The organism is Leifsonia sp. 22587 (genome assembly GCF_052044215.1).
GTDB lineage: Bacteria > Actinomycetota > Actinomycetes > Actinomycetales > Microbacteriaceae > Leifsonia > Leifsonia shinshuensis_C.
This window is the reverse complement of sequence record NZ_JBQENB010000003.1, coordinates 592423-610918: the sequence shown is the minus strand read 5'-3', so window position 1 is coordinate 610918 and position 18496 is coordinate 592423. Positions and strand designations below refer to the sequence as shown.

Genomic DNA, 18496 nt, shown 5'->3' with positions numbered 1-18496 from the left:
GGGCGCAGCGACTCCTGGTGGCGCCTGAGCGCCTAGTCGTTCGCCCGCACGTAGGTGTCGGCGGGCTTGTAGTACTGCTTCGCGTTCTCGGGCGTGACGACGGTGGTCTTGATGAAGACCTCCTTCTCGGGGCACGCCTTCTTGTCGCCGTTGTAGGCGGCGACGGCCATCTTGACCGCGGCGACGCCCTGATCCCACGGCTGGTTCGACGCGGTCGCCTGGAGGGGACCGGTCGGGTTGTCGACCATCTCCTTGACGACGTTCATACCGCCGTCGTAGCCGGCGACGATGACGCCGTCACCCCAGATGCCCGCCTGCTGGAGACCCTGCTCGATGCCGCCCTCCATCACGTCGCTCATGCTGTAGACGATCTTCAGGTCCGGGTTGGCGGTCGCGACGTCGCGGATCGGCGCGAGCGCCTTGTCGGGCTTCCACTCGCCGTACTTCGTCTCGAGCTTCTTGGTCGTGATTCCGGGGTAGTCCTTCATCACCTTCTCGTAGCCCTTCATGAACCCGTTGAAGCGGAGGTCGCTGAGGACGTCCCCGGGGAAGCCGCCGATGCCGACGACCTTGATCTCGCCGGTCTCGCCGAACTTCGCGATCGCCTTCTTCGCGGCGACCTCGCCAGCGAGGGAGCCGGTGTATCCCTGGTCCTCGGCGACGTAGCAGTACATGTCCTTGACCAGGGAGGGGTCGAGGTTGGAGTTGACGGTGACGAGGGGCACGTCCGCGTTCTGCAGCGCGGCGACCGAGGCGCCGACTCCGATCGGGTCGTTGGGGTTCATGATCACGACGTCGACGTTCTTCGTGATGAGGGTCTGTACGTCGGCGTTCTGGCGCACGGTGTCGCCGTTGGCGTCGAGGAGCTGGATCGTGGCGCCGAGCTTCTTGGCTTCGGCCTGGCCGCCCTCGACGAGGGTCTTCCACCAGTCGCTTCCGCTGATGCCGCGCTGGCTCCAGCCGATGACGAGGCCCTTGCCGGTCTTCTTGTCGGCGTCGGAGGCGGCGGCGCCGTCGGTTCCGCCGCGGGCGCATCCGGTGAGCAGGACGGCGGAGACCGCGGCGATGCCGGCGATCTTGAGCATGGATCGGGTACGGGTGCTGATCATGTTTCCACTTCCTTGTGAGGTGATCGGTGCGGGTACAGCTTCAGGGGGGGTGGCGGCGGCGCCCCGATGGGGGAGGACCGGAGTCCGCGGGACGCCGCCGTGGGGTGCTCAGTCGAGCGGGGTGAAGACCCCGCGCTCCTCGAGCAGCTTGATGTTGCGGGCGCGGGTGGCGCGCTCACGGGCCAGCCAGTCCTCCCCGGGAGGGGCGTCGAGGTACTGGTTCTTCGGGTAGATCGGCTTCTCGTAGATGGCCGCGTACTGCTCGGTGCGGAGATCCTTGAAACCGTTGAAGACGCCGTTCGCCTGACGGTCGCGACGCAGGGCGTCGATGTCGATCGTCGTGCTGACGAACGTGTCTCCCGCCGTCACACCGGGGGTCTCGGTGATGATCTTGCCGCGCTGGTTGACGATCATCGAGCGCCCTCCGAAGAGGTCGTTGATGACGCCGTCCGGTCCGAGCTCCGGGCCGAGGTTCGGCGCGACCACGATCGCGTTGTTGAACAGGGCGTGCGCCTTGTTCTGCACCTCCCACATGCCCTGCGAGGTCTGCGGCTCGATGAGCGTGGCGCGGATGATGATCTCGGCGCCGTTCATGGCGAGGCCGCGGGCGATCTCGGGGTAGGCGCCCTCGTGGCAGATGACGTAGCCGATGTTGCCGATGTCGGGCGTCTTGGCCACGGGATAGATCGCATCCATCACGTTGCCGTTGCCCTTCTTGACGATCCACTCGTCCCACAGGTCGTGCGGGTTCGTGGTGCCGAGGGTGCCGCCCTCGAATCCGTCGGAGGTGGCCTTGGCGCGGCGGTAGATGACTTCGCCCTGCGGGTCGATCATGAACGCGCAGTTGAAGTAGCGGTCCGGGAAGTCGTCGTCGGCGACCAGGTACAGCTCGCCGGCGATGTAGGTGTTGAGCTCTCGTGCCGCCTTGGCGAGCTCGTCGGTCTCGGGACCGGGGATGGTGCGGGCGAACTTCTTCTCCCACTCGCGGTCACCGGCGTGGAAGGCCATGTGCATGCCCTGGATCGCCATCTCGGGGATGACCACCAGCTTGACCGGGTAGCCCTCGGTCGCTGCCACGCCGACCGCCGTCTTCATGAACTGGATGATGCGCTTGGTGTTCTTCACCGCATCCTCCGGCTCGACGATCGGGATCTGCAGCGGCGAGAGCGCTACGACTGTGTACGGCTCAGTCACGTCCAACTCCTTCGTTGTTTGGGTTCGTGTTCGGCCATGTTAGCGCACTATCAGTCCGTGTCAAATGGAATTTCAGGAACGGGCACGGCTGCCATGAGTGCGCTCACTCGTGGGAAGTGAGCGCACTCACGCGGCGTGCACTTCGAGAGCCGCTACCTCGCAGCGGCGAGGAGCCACGCAAGGAGAGCGCGTAGCCGCTGCAGGAACGACGTGGGAGGCGGCGGCGCCGCCTCGGCCGGCGCATCGACGGGGCGCGCGACCCGCGGCAGGAACTCGACGAATCCGCACCGGGGACAACCGGCCAGGTGCTGGTGGACGGCGAGACCGACGCCGTAGTACGGGTTGGGGCTCACCCGCATCCGGCTGAGGCAATGAGGACACCAGCGCGGGCGCGTCAGCTGGTTCGGCTCGATCATCGTGGTCCTACGGCTTCGGGCGGGCGGAGAGGACGGGCCGGCACGATGGCCCACCCCACCCGAAGGGGAGGGCCACCGCGCCGATGGGTCGGACACGTCGACCGTGATCCACGCTAAGTCGGCCCCGGAACCCGGGCTATCCGTCAGGCGAACGCGGCTGTCCTCTTCGCGCACGACCCGTCCTCGGGACGGACTGGCGCCTCCGCGGGACGTGCTTACAATCGCCGCATGATTCCGGACCCCGGCGAGCTCTTCGCGACGCACCGCGTGGCGGCGGGTGGCACCGTCGAGGCGGCCCGGCAGGCGCTCTCCGAGGTCTTCCTCCCCGTCGACTTCCCCGCTGCACGGGCGCAGGGCCGCGTCGCGATGACGCTCAATGCGCTCGACGTCGGCCGGGTCACCTGCGGTTTCATGCAGTTCCGCGAGCAGGTCTCCATCGAGACGGCCGAAGCCGAGAACTACCATCTCGACATCCCCGTCAACGGCCGGGCCGTGATGAGGGCTGGTGCCGGACCGGAGATCCACGCCACACCGGAGACGGCCGGGGTCTTCACGCCCGGAAAGCCCGTGCGGCTCGACTGCAGCGCGTGGTTCTCCCAGTTGTCCGTCATGATCCCCCGCGACGAACTGAAACTGGAGCTCGAACGCCTGCTCGGCCGGGAGTCCGTCCGCCCCCTCGAGTACACGGGGGAACTCGATGTGACGGGACCGGGAGGCCGCATGATCCTGCAGGCCCTGCTGGCGATCGACGCGGCCTCCGCCATGGAGGACGGTCCCCTCGCGCACCCGCTGGCCCGGCTGCGGCTGGAGCAGGCGCTCATCCAATCGCTGCTGTTCGCGCAGCCGCACAACCACTCCACCGCGCTCCGCGCTCCCGCGCCCGACCCGGGGAGACGACCCGTCTCACGCGCTGTCGAGCTCATCCGTGCCGACCCTGCACATCCCTGGACGGTCGTCGAGCTCGCGGCGGAGGTGTCGGTGAGCGCGCGCAGTCTGCAGCAGGGCTTCCGGCGAGCCCTGGACACCACGCCCATGGCCTACCTGCGGACGGTCAGGCTGGAGAACGTGAGGGAGGAGCTCGCCCGCGCCGAGCCGGGAACGGACAGCGTGACCGCGGCCGCCACCCGGTGGGGTTTCACCCACCTGGGGCGATTCGCGGCGGCGTACCGCAGCGCCTTCGGCGAGCACCCGTCGCAGACGCTGCGGTCGTCGTAGCGCTGCGGTCAGCTCACCGGATGGCCTGCTGTCCCCGCCTGCGCACCGTGCGAATGGTGTGGACGATGCCACGTCATGATCGTGGTGCGTGTGCGTCTCAGGAGGTGGAAGGTGTTCGAACCTTCCCGGTAATGGACTGCGACCGTTCCGGCTCGGCGGGTGACGGACATTCTGTCCATTTCGTTCGATGGTGAACGAAAGGAGACCTTCGTGAAGAAGTCTCGTGTCATAACGACAGCGGCAACGCTGGCAGTGGCCTCCGTCATCGGAGCAGGGCTGACCGGTTTCGCCGCAACAGACGCGGGGGCGACGAACGCCGCGGATGCTGTTGCAGCAGTGCAGCAGGTCGCTCCGGATGCGGTATCCGACGTGGCGACGTCCATGAAGGCGGACGCCGATACCGCTGTACACGCCAAGGCGCCGGAAGGCGGCACGGTCCAGGTCCCTAAGGATCCCTCCGACGGGGTTCAGGTGGTCACTCCGGGCAACTCGCCCGACCTGGTCATCGGGCTGCCGTTCGCGGATCAGGCGGGAGACGCGGCTACATCGCAGAAGGACGGCATTATCGTCTACGACAACAACAACGGCTCTTCCACGGTCCCGGTGACGCACGCGGACGGCAGTGTTCAGATCAGCACCGTCATCGACAACGCGAACGCACCCGAGCGGTATGACTACCCGATCACTGTGCCGGAGGGCCAGACACTTCGCCTGGCCGACAACGGTGCAGCGCTCGTGGGTGACGACGAAGGCAACCTATCGCTGGTCGTCGCAGCACCGTGGGCCAAGGACGCTAACGGGGATCCTGTCGCCACACACTTCGAGGTCAACGGGAACGTGCTGACCCAGGTGGTGGACTTCACCTCGGCCACCTCGTTCCCCGTCGTCGCTGATCCGTCCGTGACCTGGCTGTGGTGGGGCCGCACGATCAAGTACACCAAGAATGAGACCAAGCAGATCGCTTCGTTTGCGAACGACATGAGCGCGGTGAGCTTCGCCTGCGCCGTCGCTGGAGCGGTGGGCGGACTGATCTGCGGTGCGGTGATCGCGATTGGAGCCCGCGTCGTAGCTGTCGCATTCCGCAACGCCGCGAATCGCGGCCGCTGTATTCAGCTGAACATCCCGCATGTGGGGCCAGGGTTGATCTATGACGTCGCGTGCTGATCCCGTAAAACCGGCACGCTACGTGGAGGACTTCGTCGATGCGCTCCTCACCGGAGCCATCATCACCGCTCTCCAGGTCGCGCTCGATGCACCGATCAAGGTGATTGTGCTCACCGGGCTCCTGTGGCCGGTGGCTTACTTCTGGGGACAGAGAATCAGACGGCGCCGGCGACAGCGCCACGAAGTCGCACCGTAATTCCGGACCGACACCAAAGCCTCCTTAGCCTTAAGGTTCAGGAGGCTTTGGTTTTTGCCGCGACCACGGTGGCGTCGTCCTTCGATCAGTGTGTAGACCAGCTCACCTCGAACCGCGCACGGAGGAGGTCCTCGTCGCGTGACGAGCGGCCGACCTGGAGCTCGAACGCTCCCGGTTCGACGCGCCGGATCCCGTCCGCGTCCACGATGGTGCAGTCGGCGACCGGGAGCGTCAGCGTCACTCGGGCGGACTCGCCCGGCGCGAGGTCGACCTGCCGGTACGCCTTCAGCTCGCGGTCGGCCCAGCTCACGCTGGTGACCAGGTCGCTCACGTACGCCTGCACCGTCTCGCGGACCGACCGGTCCCCCGTGTTGCGCAATGTCACCTCGGCGACGATCTCGTCCTCCATCCCCAGCGACGTCCGCGCGAGCGACAGGTCCGCGTACTCGACCGTCGTGTACGACAGCCCCTGGCCGAACGCCCAGGCGGGAGCCTGCGTGAGGTCGGCGTAGCGGTCGCCGTGCTGGCCACGGAGCTGGTTGTAGTACGTCGGCTGCTGGCCCACGTGGCGGGCGAAGGAGATCGGGAGGCGCCCCGACGGCTCGACGCGGCCGGCGATGATCTCGGCGATCGCCTGTCCCCCGAGCATCCCCGGGTTGGCGGCCCACAGCACGGCGGCGGCCTTCGCGACCGACAGCGGCAGCACGAGCGGCTTGGATGCGAGCAGCACGACGACGACGGGCGTGCCGGTCGCGATCACGGCGTCGAGCAGAGCGTTCTGACCACCGATCAGCTCCAGCGTCGCCGTCGAGCGGCCCTCCCCGACGAGCTCGATCCGGTCTCCGACGACCGCGACCACCACGTCGGATTCCTCTGCGACGGCGACCGCCTCCGCGATCAGGCGCGGGTCCGCCGGCGACGGCTCGACCACCGGCGGTCGCGGCTGACCGTCCGGGAACGTCGCGCCGCGGGAGTCCTCCGCGAGCGTGAGGATGTCGGCGCCGCGGGCGTGCCGGACACTCCATCCGTCGATGGCGTTCAGCCCGTCGAGGACCGTCGTGATCATCTCGCGCGGCTGGCCGTCGAGCCAGCCGGCCTGGCCGGATCCGCCGGCCCAGTCGCCGAGCTGCGTCTGGGCGTCATCGGCGAGCGGTCCGACGACCGCGACGCGGAGCGGAGCCGTCGCCTCCAGCGGCAGCGTCCCGTCGTTCTCCAGCAGCACGATCGACCGCCGCGCGATCTCCAGGTTCAGCTCGGCGTGCGCGACGCTGCCCACGACCTCGTCCAGCGCAGGCGACGGCAGCCGCGGATCCTCGAACAGCCCCAGGTCGAACTTCAGGGTCAGGATGCGCGAGACCGCCGCGTCGAACGCGTCCTCCGCCAGCATCCCCCGCTCGACCGCCTCCAGCGCGCCCTCGAAGAATCCGGGCGTGGTCATGACCATGTCGTTGCCGGCGCGGACCGCCGCGGCGGCCGCATGCGCGTAGTCGGGCTGCACCTTCTGCTCCCAGACCATGCGGCCCACGTTGTCCCAGTCGGTGATGAGCGTGCCCGTGTAGCCCCACTCGCCGCGCAGCACCTCGCTGAGCAGCCAGTCGTTGACCGTGATCGGGATGCCGTCCGTGCTCTGGTAGCCGAGCATGAAGGTGCGGCAGCCCTCCCGGGCCACGCGCTCGAACGGCGGCAGGAACCAGCTGCGGAGCTTGCGCCGCGAGATGTCCGCCTCGCTCGCATCCCGGCCGCCCTGCGTCTCCGAGTACCCGGCGAAGTGCTTCGCCGTCGCGAGGATCGCGGTCGGGTCGTCGAGGCCGCTCCCCTGGTATCCGCGCACCATCGCGCTGGCGAGCTCTCCGATGAGGAACGGGTCCTCGCCGAACGTCTCGCTGATCCGGCCCCACCGGAGGTCGCGGGCGATGCACAGCACCGGCGAGAACGTCCAGTGCACGCCGGTGACCGCCACCTCTTCGGCGCTGGCCCGCGCGACGCGCTCGATCAGCTCCGCATCCCACGACGCGGCCATGCCGAGCTGGGTCGGGTAGATCGTCGCTCCCGGCCAGAACGAGTGCCCGTGGATGCAGTCCTCCCCGACCAGCAGCGGGATGCGCAGCCGGGTCTGCGCGGTGAGGCGGTTCGCCTCGAGGATGCGTTCCGGCGACGTGTGCAGGATCGAGCCGACGTGCCGCCGCAGGATGTGGTCGCGCAGGTCGTCGCGCGCATCCAGCTGCAGCATCTGGCCGATCTTCTCGGCCGTCGTCATCCGGCCGAGCAGGTCGCGCACCCGCTCGGCGGTGCTGAGCGTCGGGTCCTGGTAGGGCAGCGTCTCCTTCGCGGGGTCGGTCGGGGTCTCGGTGAGGATCGAGGTCATGCGGTGGTGCTCTCCGGTGGGGTTCCGGCCGGGGAGGCCGGGGTGGACGGTGTGCGCACCTGGGTGACGGCGGCGTTGAGGTTCATGCCCTTGCGCTTCATCGCGCGGGCGCGCTCGCCCGCCGAGCGGAGGCGGGGGTTGACGTACTCGTCGATGCCGAAGTTGATCAGCGCCAGCGAGACACCGAGCAGGGCGATGCACAGGCCGGCCGGGACGTACCACCACCAGTAGTCGGGGAATGCGTTGTTCTGCTGCGCCCAGAACAGGATGGTGCCCCAGTTGAGGTTCGACACCGGGATGACGCCGATGAAGGCGAGGGTGGTGAGGCCCAGCACGGCCGCGGTCATGGTGCCGACGAAGCTGGAGGCGATGATCGCCAGCAGGTTCGGCAGCATCTCGACGAGGATGATCCGGTGCAGCGGTTCGCCGTTCGCCCGGGCGGCCTGGATGAAGTCGCGGTTGCGCAGCGACATCGTCTGCGCGCGGAGCACACGCGCGCCCCAGGCCCAGCCGGTCAGACCGAGCACGGCGGCGATGAGCACCAGCGGCGGGTCCTCGAACTGCGACGCGACGATGATCATCAGCGGGAGGCCCGGGATGACCAGGAACACGTTCGAGAGCGCCGACAGCGACTCGCTCTTCCAGCCGGGGAGGTAACCGGCGGTGACGCCCACGACGATCGCCACGACCGTCGCCATGATCGTCGCGAGGAAGCCGACGACGAGCACGCCGCGGGTTCCGTAGACGAGCTGGCTGGAGACGTCCTGCCCGATGTGGGTGGTGCCGAGGAGGTGCGAGAACGACGGCGGCTGGAGCGTCTCGTCCAGGTGCTGGGCGTTCGGGTCGTACGGGGCGATCAGCGGCGCGAAGATCGCCACCAGCACGAAGACGCCCAGGATGATCAGCCCGGTCGCCGACTTGCGGTTGCTGAACATGGCGAGCGACGACTTCAGCTGCGACCAGAAGGTGGCCTTCGCCGGGGCCGGCGCCGGGGTGACGGCCTTCAGATGGTAGGTGGTCGGGGTGGTCATGATCAGGCCTCCGTCTGACGGGTGCGCGGGTCGAGGACGGCGTAGGCGATGTCCGCGATGATGTTCGCGATGAGCACCGCCAGGACCAGCACGAGGAAGATGCCCTGCATGAGCGCGTAGTCCTTCGCGTTGGTCGCGTTGAGCAGTAGGAGACCGATGCCGGGGTACGAGAACACCATCTCCATCACGATCGTGCCGCTCACGATGAAGCCCAGCGCCAGGGCGAAGCTCTGGATCTGCGGGAGCACCGCGTTGCGCGCGGCGTAGCGCCAGAGCACGCGGCGGTTCGGCATCCCCTTCGCCTGCGCGACGGTGATGTAGTCCTCGTCCAGAACGGTGAGCATCATGTTGCGCATCCCGAGCACCCATCCGCCGAGCGAGACGATCACGATGGTCGCCATGGGAAGTGCGCCGTGCGAGATCACCTGGCCGATGAAGTCGGCGTTCCAGCCGGGCTCGACGCCCAGCTCGTAGGCGTGCCCGGCCGGGAACCAGCCCAGCGTGGTCGAGAAGACGGCGATGAGGATGAGGCCCAGCCAGAAGTACGGGACCGTGCCGAGGAACGTGGTGATCGGCACGAAGACGTCGAGCCGGCCGCCGCGCTTCCAGCCGATGACGGCGCCGAAGGCCGTCCCGATGACGAACGAGACGACGGTGGCGAAGCCGACGAGGCCCAGGGTCCACGGGAGGGCCGAGGCGATCGCATCGCCCACCGGCGCCATGCCCGTCGAGATGGAGACGCCGAGGTTGCCGTGCAGCAGCATGTTCCAGTAGTCGACGTACTGCTGCCAGAGCGGCACGGACTTGTCGAGGCCGAAGAGGAGGCGCAGCGCCTTCTCCGCGTCCGGCGTCAGCTGCCCCTGGCTCCGCGCCATGTAGGAGTCGACCGCGTCGCCCTTCATCAGGCGGGGGATGAAGAAGTTGATCGTGATCGCGGCCCACAGTGTGAACGCGTAGAAGGCGGTGCGGCCGCCGATGAAGCGCCAGGGGATGCGCGCGCGGCCCCGCTCGGCGCGGGTCGCGGTCGTCCCGACCAGCGTGGGGTCCCCCGGCGCGCGGTTCGGATCGGCCGGCGTCAGGCCGGCCGGGGACGTCGTCGCTTCGGCGCTCACTGCGCACCTCCTGCAGTCTGGGCGGTCAGCCCGAAATGGTTCTCGGGGTCCGGCGAGGCAGCGCGGAGTTCGCGCGTGTACGGGTCCTGCGGGCGCAGGATGACGTCGTCCGCCGTCCCGTGCTCCACGATCCGGCCCTGGTTGAGCACGATGATCTCGTCGCTGAAGTGGCGCGCGGTGGCCAGGTCGTGCGTGATGTACAGCACGCCGAGTCCCTCCTCGCGCTGCAGGTCGGCCAGGAGGTTCAGGACCCCCAGCCGGATGGACACGTCGAGCATCGACACGGGTTCGTCCGCGACGAGCAGCGCCGGCCGCGACGCCAGGGCGCGGGCGATGGCCACGCGCTGCCGCTGGCCGCCGGACAGCTCGTGCGGGCGACGGTCGATCACGGCGTCCGCGTCCAGCCGGACCCGGCGCAGCAGCCGCCGCACTTCCGCGTCGACGTCCGCGCGCGGCACGACGTGGTCGAGCAGCAGCGGGCGCTCGATGTGGTGACGGATGGAGTGCGACGGGTTGAGCGACGCGAACGGGTCCTGGAACACCATCCGGAGCTGCTGACGGTAGCGCCGCAAACCCTTGCCGCTGCGGGGAACCGGAGATCCGTCGAGCAGCACCTCGCCGCGGGTCGGGGTCTCCAGCTGGGTGAGGATCTTCGCGATCGTCGACTTGCCGCTGCCCGACTGGCCGACCAGCCCGATGGTCTGGCCCGGGCCCAGCGTGAAGCTGACGTCGTCCAGAGCCTTGAGCTGCCCCGACCCGCGGACGTTGTAGATCTTGGTGACGTTCCTGAATTCGAGCGTGGTCATCGGACCACCACTCCTCTCTCCCCCGTGAGCCGGGGGAACGACTCGAGCAGCTTCTGTGTGTACTCGTGCTGCGGGTCGTTCCAGATCCGCTCGGCCGTCGCGAGCTCGACGATCTCGCCCTCGCGCATGATCGCGATGCGGTCGCTGATCTCGAGCAGCAGCGGGAGGTCGTGCGTGATGAAGACGACGGAGAAACCGAAGTCGTGGCGGAGCTGCGAGATCTGCTTGAGGATCTCGCGCTGCACCAGCACATCCAGGGCCGTCGTCGGCTCGTCCATGATCATGAGCTGCGGGCGGAGCGCGAGCGCCATGGCGATCATGACGCGCTGCCGCATCCCGCCGGAGAGCTCGTGCGGGAAGGAGCGGACGCGCTGGGCGCCCACCTTCACGATCTCGAGGAGCTCGACGACCTCCGCCTTGCGCTGAGCGCGGTTCATGCCGGGGCGGTGCACCTGGAACACGTCCTCCAGCTGGGAGCCGATGGTCGCGACCGGGTTGAGGGCGTTCATCGCGCCCTGGAACACCATCGAGACCTTGTCCCAGCGGAAGCGGCGCATCTGCTCCGCATCCAGAGCGTTGATGTCGATGTCCTGGCCGCTCTCGTCGTGGAAGACGACCTCACCGCTGGTGATCACCGCCGGCGGCTTGAGCAGGCGCTGGACGCCGTAGGCGAGGGTGGTCTTGCCGCAGCCGCTCTCGCCGGCCAGCCCGACGATCTCGCCGCGCTTGATGTCGAGGGAGACGTTCGTGACCGCCGCGACGGGCGGGTCGACGTCGTACACGACCGAGAAGTCGCGTACAGAGAGAAGAGAGTCTGTCATGGCGTCGCTTTCGTGCTGTCCGCGGAACGCCCGGGGCGGACTCGGGCGCAGAGGCCTCCGTCCGCCCCGGACGCATCGGGGCTGAGTGCTTTCCTGCCCTTACTTGCCCGCGGGCTTGAGCTTCATCAGCACCTGCACCGCCGACGGCTGGGTCGGGTCAGCGGTGGCGTACTGGTCCTGCTCGCTGGGCCAGCCGGTGAACTTCCGGGTGTTGTACTGGGCCAGCTGCGGGTGGGTGCCGATCGCGATTGCCGGGACGTCGTCCACGAAGATCTTCTGCAGCTTGTTCAGGGCCTCGGTGCGGGCGCTGTCGTCCGACGCCTGGGCGTACTCCTTCAGCAGGGCGGTGGCCTCCGGGTTGTCGTAGCGACCGAAGTTGTCCGAGACCTTGCCGTCGGCCGCCTGCTGCAGGTAGCTGCCGTTCATGACGTCGTCGTAGATGTGCCACGGGTTGGAGCCGGAACCGGTCCAGTGGAGGGCGGCCTGGAAGTCGCCCGAGCCGATGTTCGCGAACCAGGTGTCGGCGTCCGGGGTCGCGACCTTCGCGTCGGCGCCGAGCGTGCTCTTGATCTGGGTCGCGACCAGCTGGATGCCGGTGACGTAGTCGTTCCAGCCCTGCGGGTCCTGCAGGGTGAAGGAGACCGGGTTGCCCGACGGGTCGATCAGCGCGCCGCTCTTCCAGGTGTAGCCGGCGTCCGACAGCACCTTCTTCGCGCCCTCGACGTCGATCGTGAAGCTCTTGTCCTTGTACTCCGAGGCGATGTACTGGTCACCGGTCGGCTGCGGGATGCCCGTCACGTTGGTGAGCTCCGGGCCGGCGTTGCCGCGCGCCTTCTCGGCGTGCGCCTTGCGGTCGACGACCATGTTGACCGCCTTGCGGAACGCGACGTCGTTGAAGGGCGCCTTCGTGGTGTTGACCACGATCATGTCCGGGCTGAGGACGTTCGCGCCCCAGAACACGTTGTGCTTCGGGTCCTTGTCGACGTAGTTCTTCTGGTAGTCGGTGATGAAGATCTGCGCCCAGTCGGTCTCGCCGCTCTGCAGTGCGCGGAGGAGGCCGGTGTTGTCGTTGTACTCGAGGTACTTCAGCTGCGCGACGGGAGCCTTGCCGCCCCAGTAGCCGTCACGGGCGTTGAGCACGACGCCCTGCGACGAGAAGCTCTTGATCGTGTACGGGCCGGTGCCGATGGCGTTCTTGACCGCGTCCTTCGTCGGGTCGGCGATGCCCTTCCACTGGTGCTCGGGGACGATCGGGACCTGGAGCACGTCGCCCTGCTTGACGAACTTGGACTCGTCGAACGTGAGGACGACCTTGTCGCCGTCCTCCTTGGCGGCCGACAGCTTGAGGCCGCCGAGGTCGAGGGCGGGCGTCTTCTTGATGAGCTCGTACGTGAAGACGATGTCGTCGGCGGTGAACGGCTTGCCGTCGCTCCACTTCACGCCCTTGCGCGGCGTGACGGTGAGCTGCGTGTAGTCGGAGTTCCACTCGACCTTCGAGGCGAGCCACGGGGTGGTCTCGTTCTTGCCGACCGGGTTCACGATCGCGAGGGGCTCGTAGATCATCCGGTCGTAGCCGAGCGACATGCCCGAGCCGGTGCTGATGAACGGGTTGTTGATCTGCGTCGCCAGGATGGCCGCGCCATCGGGCTTGGCCACGGTCAGCGAACCGCCGCTCGCGCTGCTCGCGCCGCTGGAGCCGTTCGACGAGCAGCCGGTGAGCGCGATGGCGCTGACGGCCGCGATCGCGGATGCCGTGATCAGGTACTTCCTACGCCTCATTGCTTCTCCTTCATGGCGGACACGTCCGTTGTGCCCTGGTGATGCTGCGGGATTGCCGTGCGTTGCTTACTGGTCAGAAAGTAAGCAAGTTGGAGTGAGGTTACTGGCTGGTAAGCTTCCACGCAACCAGACCGCGCGGAGTCAGCAGAGAAGAGCCCCATGAGCAGCGGCAGCACTCACACGCGCCCGGAAACGGAGCGCAAGCGCACGGAGATCCTGCGCGCCGCGATCGAGACCTTCGGCACGAAGGGATCGGTGAACGGGACGCTCAACGACGTCGCCGAGCAGGTCGGCATCACCCATGCCGGCGTCCTGCATCACTTCGGGTCCAAGCAGAACCTGCTGCTGGAGATGCTCGAGTTCCGCGACCGCGACGACGTCGCCCACCTCGAATCCCGCCGCATCCCCGACGGCCCGGCGCTCTTCGCGCACCTCGTCGCCACCGCGCAGCGCAACGCCCTGCGCGCGGGGATCGTGCAGGTCTACACCGTCCTCTCGGCCGAGTCCGTCACCGACGAGCACCCCGCCAAGACCTTCTTCGAAGACCGCTACCGCGTGCTCCGCGGCGAGGTCGCGGACGCCTTCCGCGCGCTCTGCGCCCAGGAGGGCGTGACCGAGCCGGACACGATCGCGAAGGCGTCCGCGTCCATCCTCGCCGTCATGGACGGCCTCCAGCTCCAGTGGCTGCTCGATCCGACAGCGATCGACCTCGGGGGCGCGAGCGAGTTCGCGATCGAGGCGATCGTGAACGGCGTACTCCGCGGCGGGCCGGGAATCTCCTCCTACGTGCGCGGCGACGGCTGAGAGGTCTGCGGCCGCGGATGATCGCGCGTTCGGATTTCCCGATCTTCGTGCCCCCGCACCCCTTGCATCGGCGGCGACCCAGGGGGAACATCCCCGTCTGTTGAAGCACTCGCGTGTGCGGGGGGAAACGGGATGAGTCCCGCTGTGCAGAGCGATCGGGGAGACCCGAGCCTGACGCCGGCGACCACGACGGCCTGAGCAGCCTCTGATGATTCCGGGCAGCCTGCCCCGCTCGCCATCGAGCCGTGCCCGCCGACGTCCTGCAGTACGGGGAACATCATCATCCATGGAAGACGAGATCATGAAAGCAGTCGTGTACGAGGGTGCGCGATCGGTCAGTGTCAACGACGTCCCGGATGCTCGCATCGAGCGGCCGACGGATGCACTGGTCCAGATCACGACGACCAACATCTGCGGGTCCGACCTGCACATGTACGAGGGCCGGACCGACTTCGAGACCGGACGCTGGTTCGGCCACGAGAACATGGGCGTGGTCGTCGAGGTCGGCGACGGCGTCGACAAGGTCAAGGTCGGCGACTACGTCGTCCTGCCGTTCAACGTCGCCTGCGGGTTCTGTAAGAACTGCGAACGCGGACTCACCAATTACTGTCTGACCGCGCAACCGAAGAAGGAGTGGGCCGGCGCGGCCTACGGCTTCGCCGACATGGGCCCATGGCCCGGCGGACAGGCGGAGCTGCTCCGGGTGCCGTGGGCGGACTTCAACTGCCTGCGGCTGGGGGAGGACGCCGAGGAGAAGCAGACCGACTACGTGATGCTGGCCGACATCTTCCCGACCGGCTACCACGCCACCGAGATGGCGAATGTCAAGCCCGGCGACCAGACGGTCATCTACGGCGCGGGCCCGGTGGGATGCATGGCCGCCTACTCCGCCATCCTCAAGGGGGCGAGCAAAGTGATGGTCGTCGACCGTCACCCCGACCGCCTCCGGCTGATCGAGGAGATCGGCGGGATCCCGATCGACGACTCGAAGGTCGACCCCGTCGAGGCCGTCAACGAGATGACCATGGGGCTGGGCGCGGACAACGGCTGCGAGTGCGTGGGTTACCAGGCGCACGACGTCGAGGGCCACGAGCACCCCAACATCACCCTGAACCGGCTGGTCAAGTCGGTTCGCTTCACGGGCGACATCGGGGTGGTCGGTGTGTACATCCCGCAGGACCCCGGAGCGTCCGACGAGCTCGCCAAGCAGGGCGAGGTCGCGTTCGATTTCGGCGAGTTCTGGTTCCGCGGTCAGAAGCTGGGCAGCGGGCAGGCCCCGGTCAAGAAGTACAACCGCCGCCTGCGCGACCTCGTCGCCGCCGGCAAGGCGACGCCGTCGTGGATCGTCAGCCACGAGCTGTCCCTCGACGAGGCGCCTGACGCCTACGAGCACTTCGACAACCGCGACGAGGGCTGGACCAAGGTCGTCCTGCACCCCGCCGGCGCACTGGCCGGGTGAGACCGATGGCGGACGAACTGAACGGCCGCCGGGTCGCGATCCTGGCGGCGGACGGTGTCGAGCGCGTCGAACTCGAGAAGCCCCGCCAGGCCCTCGACCAGGCCGGAGCCGTCACGACCCTTCTGTCGATCAAGACGGGCGAGATCGCGGCTCGCGACCACGACCTGGAGGACGCGGGGACGTTCGCGGTGGATGCGGACGTGCACGGAGCGACGCCGGAGGATTTCGACGCGCTCCTGCTCCCCGGCGGGACGGTCAACCCGGACAAGCTGAGGATGGACAGCGGCGCCGTGGACTTCGTGCGGGCCTTCGTCGACTCGGGCAAACCGGTCGCGGCGATCTGTCACGGCCCGTGGAGCCTGATCGAGGCCGACCGCGTGCGCGGACGAAGACTGACCTCCTGGCCGAGTCTCCGCACCGACCTGCGGAACGCGGGAGCCGACGTCGTCGACGAACAGGTCGTCACGGACGGCACCATCACCACGAGCCGCTCGCCTGACGACATCCCGGCGTTCACCGAGCGCATCGTGCAGGAATTCGCGAAGACCCCCGCGAACGCCTGACATGTCCACTCGACCCAGCAGCCGCCGGACGTCACCGACGACCGGCCGGGTGCTCTCCGCCCGCCGCGCGCTCATCTGCGTCGCGGCGGGCGGGGTGGCCGGCATCCTCGCCGCCGTGCTGCTCACACCGCCTCTCGGTCCGCTGGTGGGGTGGTGCATCGCCGGGACCGCCGCACTGGTGTGGGTCTGGCTGATCTGCTGGCCGCAGGACGCGGACGGCACCGAGCGCCTCGCCCGGGAGGAATCCGTCTCGCAGGTGACGGACGATGCGATCGTCACAGCGTGCGTCGCCAGCGTCGCCGCCGTCATCCTGGCCGTCGTCCAATCGAGGGACCGCGGCGGGGACGCGGTCTCGGTCGCGCTGGTGATCCTCGGCTGCATCGGCACCATCGTCGCGTGGGCGCTGGTCAACACCGTCTACGCACTCAAGTACGCGCGCATGTACTTCATCGACCATCACCGGAGCGGATTCGACCTCAAGCAGGAGACCCAGCCCACCTACAGCGACTTCGCCTACTTCGCCTTCACCATCGGGATGTCGTACTCGGCCTCCGTGATCCAGCCGACGGAGACCGGCATCCGCCGCAAAGCCCTCGCCCACGCCCTGCTGTCGTACTTCTTCGGCACGGTCGTGATCGCGGTGTCGATCAACCTCGTCACCAGCATCGGGCAGGGAGGAGGCTGAGCCGCCCGGGACTCACGACGGCCCCGGCCCGGCCGCATCCGGCCCGGCTGTCGCTGCGGACCCCGGCTCGACCGGCTCGTGTTCCGTCTGCACCTTCCGGGTGTCGGCGGGGTCGTTCTGGCGCCGGCTGGCGAACAGGAACGGGATGCCGATCAGCTCGACCACGCCTCCGATGACGAGCGACGTGCCGTAGCCCCAGAGGTCGGCCGCGCGTCCGAGCGCCGGCTGGATGAACACCCCGCCGAGACTGCCGAACAGGGAATCGAACGACAGAACGGTCGCACGCTGCTTCGAGGGGATCATGTCGTTCAGGTAGGCCTGACGGACCGGCCCGGCCACCGCGAACACGAATCCCCAGATCACGAGCAGGGCGACCGCGAGCCAGAAGAGGCTGGTCAGCCCGAGTGCCACGAGGACCAGGATGCTCGTCAGCGATGCCCCGATCACCGTCGTCGTGCGCTTGGCGAAGAGCAGCCGGATGCGTGAAGCGAGCACCCCGCCCGCGACCTGCGCCAGGGACAGGATGGCCGCAGCCAATCCGGCGATCGAGTACGCGGTCTTGTCGCCGTAGAGCTCCAGCAGGTACGGCTGCAGCGCATAGAAGGCGTAGATGCCGACGCCGGACGCGAACGGCGCCGACAGGATCATCCAGCGCACCGACCGTTTGCGCAGCCCATGATCGATCGACTGCTTCAGCACGTTCCGGGTCGCCGCGACGGGACCCATCGAGTGGTCGGGCGTGAAGCCCAGGTCTTTCATCGCGACGGCGGCGAACACCAGCATCACGACCAGGATCCCGGCCCTCAGCAGGAACGGCACCCCGAGGTTGGTCGCCTGAGCGATGATGCCGCCGAGAACCGACCCGACGAACATCGAGATGCCGGTCACCACGAGCCCGTGCCCGAACACGGCCTCCAGGCTCCCGGAGTACTTGGCGAACGCCAGCGCGTCGACGAGCCACGCATCCACCGCGCCGGAGAAGAACGTGAAGCCGAGGCCCAGCAGCACCGACACGATCGCCCACCAGACGAACGGCGCGTGCCAGAGCCACAGCATCCAGTACAGCCCGGTGGTGACGGACAGCGTGATCGTGCCCAGCAGGTACGACGCCTTCCGCCCGACCGTGTCGGCGACGACGCCCGTCGGAATCTCGAAGATCACCATCCCGGCGGTGAAGAACGCGTTCGCGGCGAATGCCTCGAAGTTGGAGAGCCCGGCATCGAGCAGGAAGAGCGTGTTGATCCCCCAGATGAACGACGCGGCGAGCGTGTTGCCGAGCATCAGGGTCAGGTAGACGCGCTGCACCCTGCGGGCCGCGGGGTTCATGACCCGCGACCGCTCGGGTTGGTCCGACTCGTCACCCCTGCATCATGGACCCGGAGAGGGGTGTGTGTGGCTACGGCATTCGGACATCGAAGCGGTTCGACGAGACGACGTGCCGAGCCTCGATCAGCCCGCGAGATGGTGGGAGTCGCTGTGCCCTTCGTCTCGGTCGCCCCCCGATTCGCGCGATCCTCGGCATACTGCGGCATCGATTCGCACCTCGCGCGAAAAAACCTTGACGGAACATACGTGCCGGGTTTAGTTTTCAAACGTTAATTGTCGAACCGGTTCGACAGCTAGCGTTCCCCGGCAGACTCCGACAGTCGCCGACGCGATGCAAGGGAGCATCCCACCATGAAGACCCTCTCCGATCACAGAGGAACTCCGCTCCGCCTGCGTCCGCCGGACGAAAGCCGGCAGCCCTCGTCCGCGCCTTCCGCGTGTGACGCGACGC

17 protein-coding genes are annotated in these 18496 nt (G+C 68.0%); 7 read left to right on the top strand and 10 right to left on the bottom strand.

What is annotated here, in order from left to right:
• Nucleotides 1-32: 32 nt before the first annotated feature.
• The 3 genes from ACTJI1_RS15145 to ACTJI1_RS15135 all read right to left on the bottom strand — a co-directional run bounded on the left by ACTJI1_RS15145 (nucleotide 33) and on the right by ACTJI1_RS15135 (nucleotide 2719).
• Nucleotides 33-1109, bottom strand: a complete 1077-nt coding sequence (locus tag ACTJI1_RS15145; protein ID WP_440743286.1) for a sugar ABC transporter substrate-binding protein — start codon at nucleotides 1107-1109, stop codon at nucleotides 33-35.
• Between the two features lie 108 nt (nucleotides 1110-1217).
• Entirely contained in the window at nucleotides 1218-2303 is a 1086-nt protein-coding gene (locus tag ACTJI1_RS15140; RefSeq protein WP_440743285.1) for a nitrilase-related carbon-nitrogen hydrolase, read from the bottom strand.
• Nucleotides 2304-2455: 152 nt separating this feature from the next.
• Nucleotides 2456-2719 (bottom strand): hypothetical protein, encoded by a 264-nt coding sequence (locus tag ACTJI1_RS15135; RefSeq protein ID WP_440743284.1) that lies wholly within the window; start codon nucleotides 2717-2719, stop codon nucleotides 2456-2458.
• A 228-nt stretch (nucleotides 2720-2947) separates the two neighbouring features.
• Between ACTJI1_RS15135 and ACTJI1_RS15130 the strand changes: the two genes are divergently transcribed.
• The 3 genes from ACTJI1_RS15130 to ACTJI1_RS15120 all read left to right on the top strand — a co-directional run bounded on the left by ACTJI1_RS15130 (nucleotide 2948) and on the right by ACTJI1_RS15120 (nucleotide 5294).
• Nucleotides 2948-3934: an AraC family transcriptional regulator gene (locus ACTJI1_RS15130; protein WP_440743283.1), complete on the top strand. Its 987-nt coding sequence runs from the start codon at nucleotides 2948-2950 to the stop codon at nucleotides 3932-3934.
• A 159-nt stretch (nucleotides 3935-4093) separates the two neighbouring features.
• Nucleotides 4094-5098 (top strand): hypothetical protein, encoded by a 1005-nt coding sequence (locus ACTJI1_RS15125; RefSeq protein ID WP_440743282.1) that lies wholly within the window; start codon nucleotides 4094-4096, stop codon nucleotides 5096-5098.
• Entirely contained in the window at nucleotides 5082-5294 is a 213-nt protein-coding gene (locus ACTJI1_RS15120; protein ID WP_440743281.1) for a hypothetical protein, read from the top strand. Before ACTJI1_RS15125 ends, ACTJI1_RS15120 begins: the two co-directional genes overlap by 17 nt.
• Before the next feature lie 85 nt (nucleotides 5295-5379).
• Here ACTJI1_RS15120 and ACTJI1_RS15115 read toward each other — a convergent pair whose 3' ends face one another.
• The 6 genes from ACTJI1_RS15115 to ACTJI1_RS15090 all read right to left on the bottom strand — a co-directional run bounded on the left by ACTJI1_RS15115 (nucleotide 5380) and on the right by ACTJI1_RS15090 (nucleotide 13208).
• Entirely contained in the window at nucleotides 5380-7659 is a 2280-nt protein-coding gene (locus ACTJI1_RS15115) for a glycoside hydrolase family 3 N-terminal domain-containing protein (protein ID WP_440743280.1), read from the bottom strand.
• The gene (locus ACTJI1_RS15110; RefSeq protein ID WP_440743279.1) at nucleotides 7656-8690 is read right to left on the bottom strand and encodes an ABC transporter permease; all 1035 of its coding nucleotides are present in this window, start codon (nucleotides 8688-8690) and stop codon (nucleotides 7656-7658) included. The genes ACTJI1_RS15115 and ACTJI1_RS15110 overlap by 4 nt, the downstream gene beginning before the upstream one ends.
• Nucleotides 8691-8692: 2 nt before the next feature.
• Entirely contained in the window at nucleotides 8693-9727 is a 1035-nt protein-coding gene (locus tag ACTJI1_RS15105; RefSeq protein ID WP_440743394.1) for an ABC transporter permease, read from the bottom strand.
• Between the two features lie 71 nt (nucleotides 9728-9798).
• Nucleotides 9799-10608, bottom strand: a complete 810-nt coding sequence (locus ACTJI1_RS15100) for an ABC transporter ATP-binding protein (protein WP_310132053.1) — start codon at nucleotides 10606-10608, stop codon at nucleotides 9799-9801.
• On the bottom strand, nucleotides 10605-11429 hold the full coding sequence (locus ACTJI1_RS15095) for an ABC transporter ATP-binding protein (protein ID WP_440743278.1): 825 nt from the start codon (nucleotides 11427-11429) through the stop codon (nucleotides 10605-10607). Before ACTJI1_RS15095 ends, ACTJI1_RS15100 begins: the two co-directional genes overlap by 4 nt.
• Nucleotides 11430-11528: 99 nt before the next feature.
• Entirely contained in the window at nucleotides 11529-13208 is a 1680-nt protein-coding gene (locus ACTJI1_RS15090; protein WP_440743277.1) for an ABC transporter substrate-binding protein, read from the bottom strand.
• A 159-nt stretch (nucleotides 13209-13367) separates the two neighbouring features.
• Here ACTJI1_RS15090 and ACTJI1_RS15085 point away from each other — a divergent pair, with 159 nt between their 5' ends.
• From ACTJI1_RS15085 to ACTJI1_RS15070, 4 genes are all read left to right on the top strand, one after another.
• Nucleotides 13368-14012, top strand: coding sequence for a TetR/AcrR family transcriptional regulator (locus ACTJI1_RS15085; protein WP_440743276.1), 645 nt, complete (start codon nucleotides 13368-13370; stop codon nucleotides 14010-14012).
• A gap of 301 nt (nucleotides 14013-14313) precedes the next feature.
• The gene (locus ACTJI1_RS15080) at nucleotides 14314-15471 is read left to right on the top strand and encodes a glutathione-independent formaldehyde dehydrogenase (RefSeq protein ID WP_440743275.1); all 1158 of its coding nucleotides are present in this window, start codon (nucleotides 14314-14316) and stop codon (nucleotides 15469-15471) included.
• Between the two features lie 5 nt (nucleotides 15472-15476).
• Entirely contained in the window at nucleotides 15477-16034 is a 558-nt protein-coding gene (locus ACTJI1_RS15075; RefSeq protein WP_440743274.1) for a type 1 glutamine amidotransferase domain-containing protein, read from the top strand.
• Between the two features lies 1 nt (nucleotide 16035).
• Nucleotides 16036-16719, top strand: a complete 684-nt coding sequence (locus ACTJI1_RS15070) for a DUF1345 domain-containing protein (RefSeq protein WP_440743273.1) — start codon at nucleotides 16036-16038, stop codon at nucleotides 16717-16719.
• Between the two features lie 12 nt (nucleotides 16720-16731).
• Here the strand turns inward: ACTJI1_RS15070 and ACTJI1_RS15065 are convergent, their stop codons facing one another.
• The gene (locus tag ACTJI1_RS15065; RefSeq protein WP_440743272.1) at nucleotides 16732-18045 is read right to left on the bottom strand and encodes an MFS transporter; all 1314 of its coding nucleotides are present in this window, start codon (nucleotides 18043-18045) and stop codon (nucleotides 16732-16734) included.
• Between the last annotated feature and the right edge of the window lie 451 nt (nucleotides 18046-18496).

Coding starts and splice junctions, on each gene's coding strand:
- ACTJI1_RS15090 (WP_440743277.1), bottom strand. CDS start 13,208: ATGAGGCGTAGGAAGTACCTGATCACGGCATCCGCGATCGCGGCCGTC.
- ACTJI1_RS15095 (WP_440743278.1), bottom strand. CDS start 11,429: ATGACAGACTCTCTTCTCTCTGTACGCGACTTCTCGGTCGTGTACGAC.
- ACTJI1_RS15110 (WP_440743279.1), bottom strand. CDS start 8,690: ATGACCACCCCGACCACCTACCATCTGAAGGCCGTCACCCCGGCGCCG.
- ACTJI1_RS15065 (WP_440743272.1), bottom strand. CDS start 18,045: ATGAACCCCGCGGCCCGCAGGGTGCAGCGCGTCTACCTGACCCTGATG.
- ACTJI1_RS15115 (WP_440743280.1), bottom strand. CDS start 7,659: ATGACCTCGATCCTCACCGAGACCCCGACCGACCCCGCGAAGGAGACG.
- ACTJI1_RS15080 (WP_440743275.1), top strand. CDS start 14,314: ATGAAAGCAGTCGTGTACGAGGGTGCGCGATCGGTCAGTGTCAACGAC.
- ACTJI1_RS15070 (WP_440743273.1), top strand. CDS start 16,036: ATGTCCACTCGACCCAGCAGCCGCCGGACGTCACCGACGACCGGCCGG.
- ACTJI1_RS15135 (WP_440743284.1), bottom strand. CDS start 2,719: ATGATCGAGCCGAACCAGCTGACGCGCCCGCGCTGGTGTCCTCATTGC.
- ACTJI1_RS15075 (WP_440743274.1), top strand. CDS start 15,477: ATGGCGGACGAACTGAACGGCCGCCGGGTCGCGATCCTGGCGGCGGAC.
- ACTJI1_RS15120 (WP_440743281.1), top strand. CDS start 5,082: ATGACGTCGCGTGCTGATCCCGTAAAACCGGCACGCTACGTGGAGGAC.
- ACTJI1_RS15130 (WP_440743283.1), top strand. CDS start 2,948: ATGATTCCGGACCCCGGCGAGCTCTTCGCGACGCACCGCGTGGCGGCG.
- ACTJI1_RS15145 (WP_440743286.1), bottom strand. CDS start 1,109: ATGATCAGCACCCGTACCCGATCCATGCTCAAGATCGCCGGCATCGCC.
- ACTJI1_RS15085 (WP_440743276.1), top strand. CDS start 13,368: ATGAGCAGCGGCAGCACTCACACGCGCCCGGAAACGGAGCGCAAGCGC.
- ACTJI1_RS15100 (WP_310132053.1), bottom strand. CDS start 10,608: ATGACCACGCTCGAATTCAGGAACGTCACCAAGATCTACAACGTCCGC.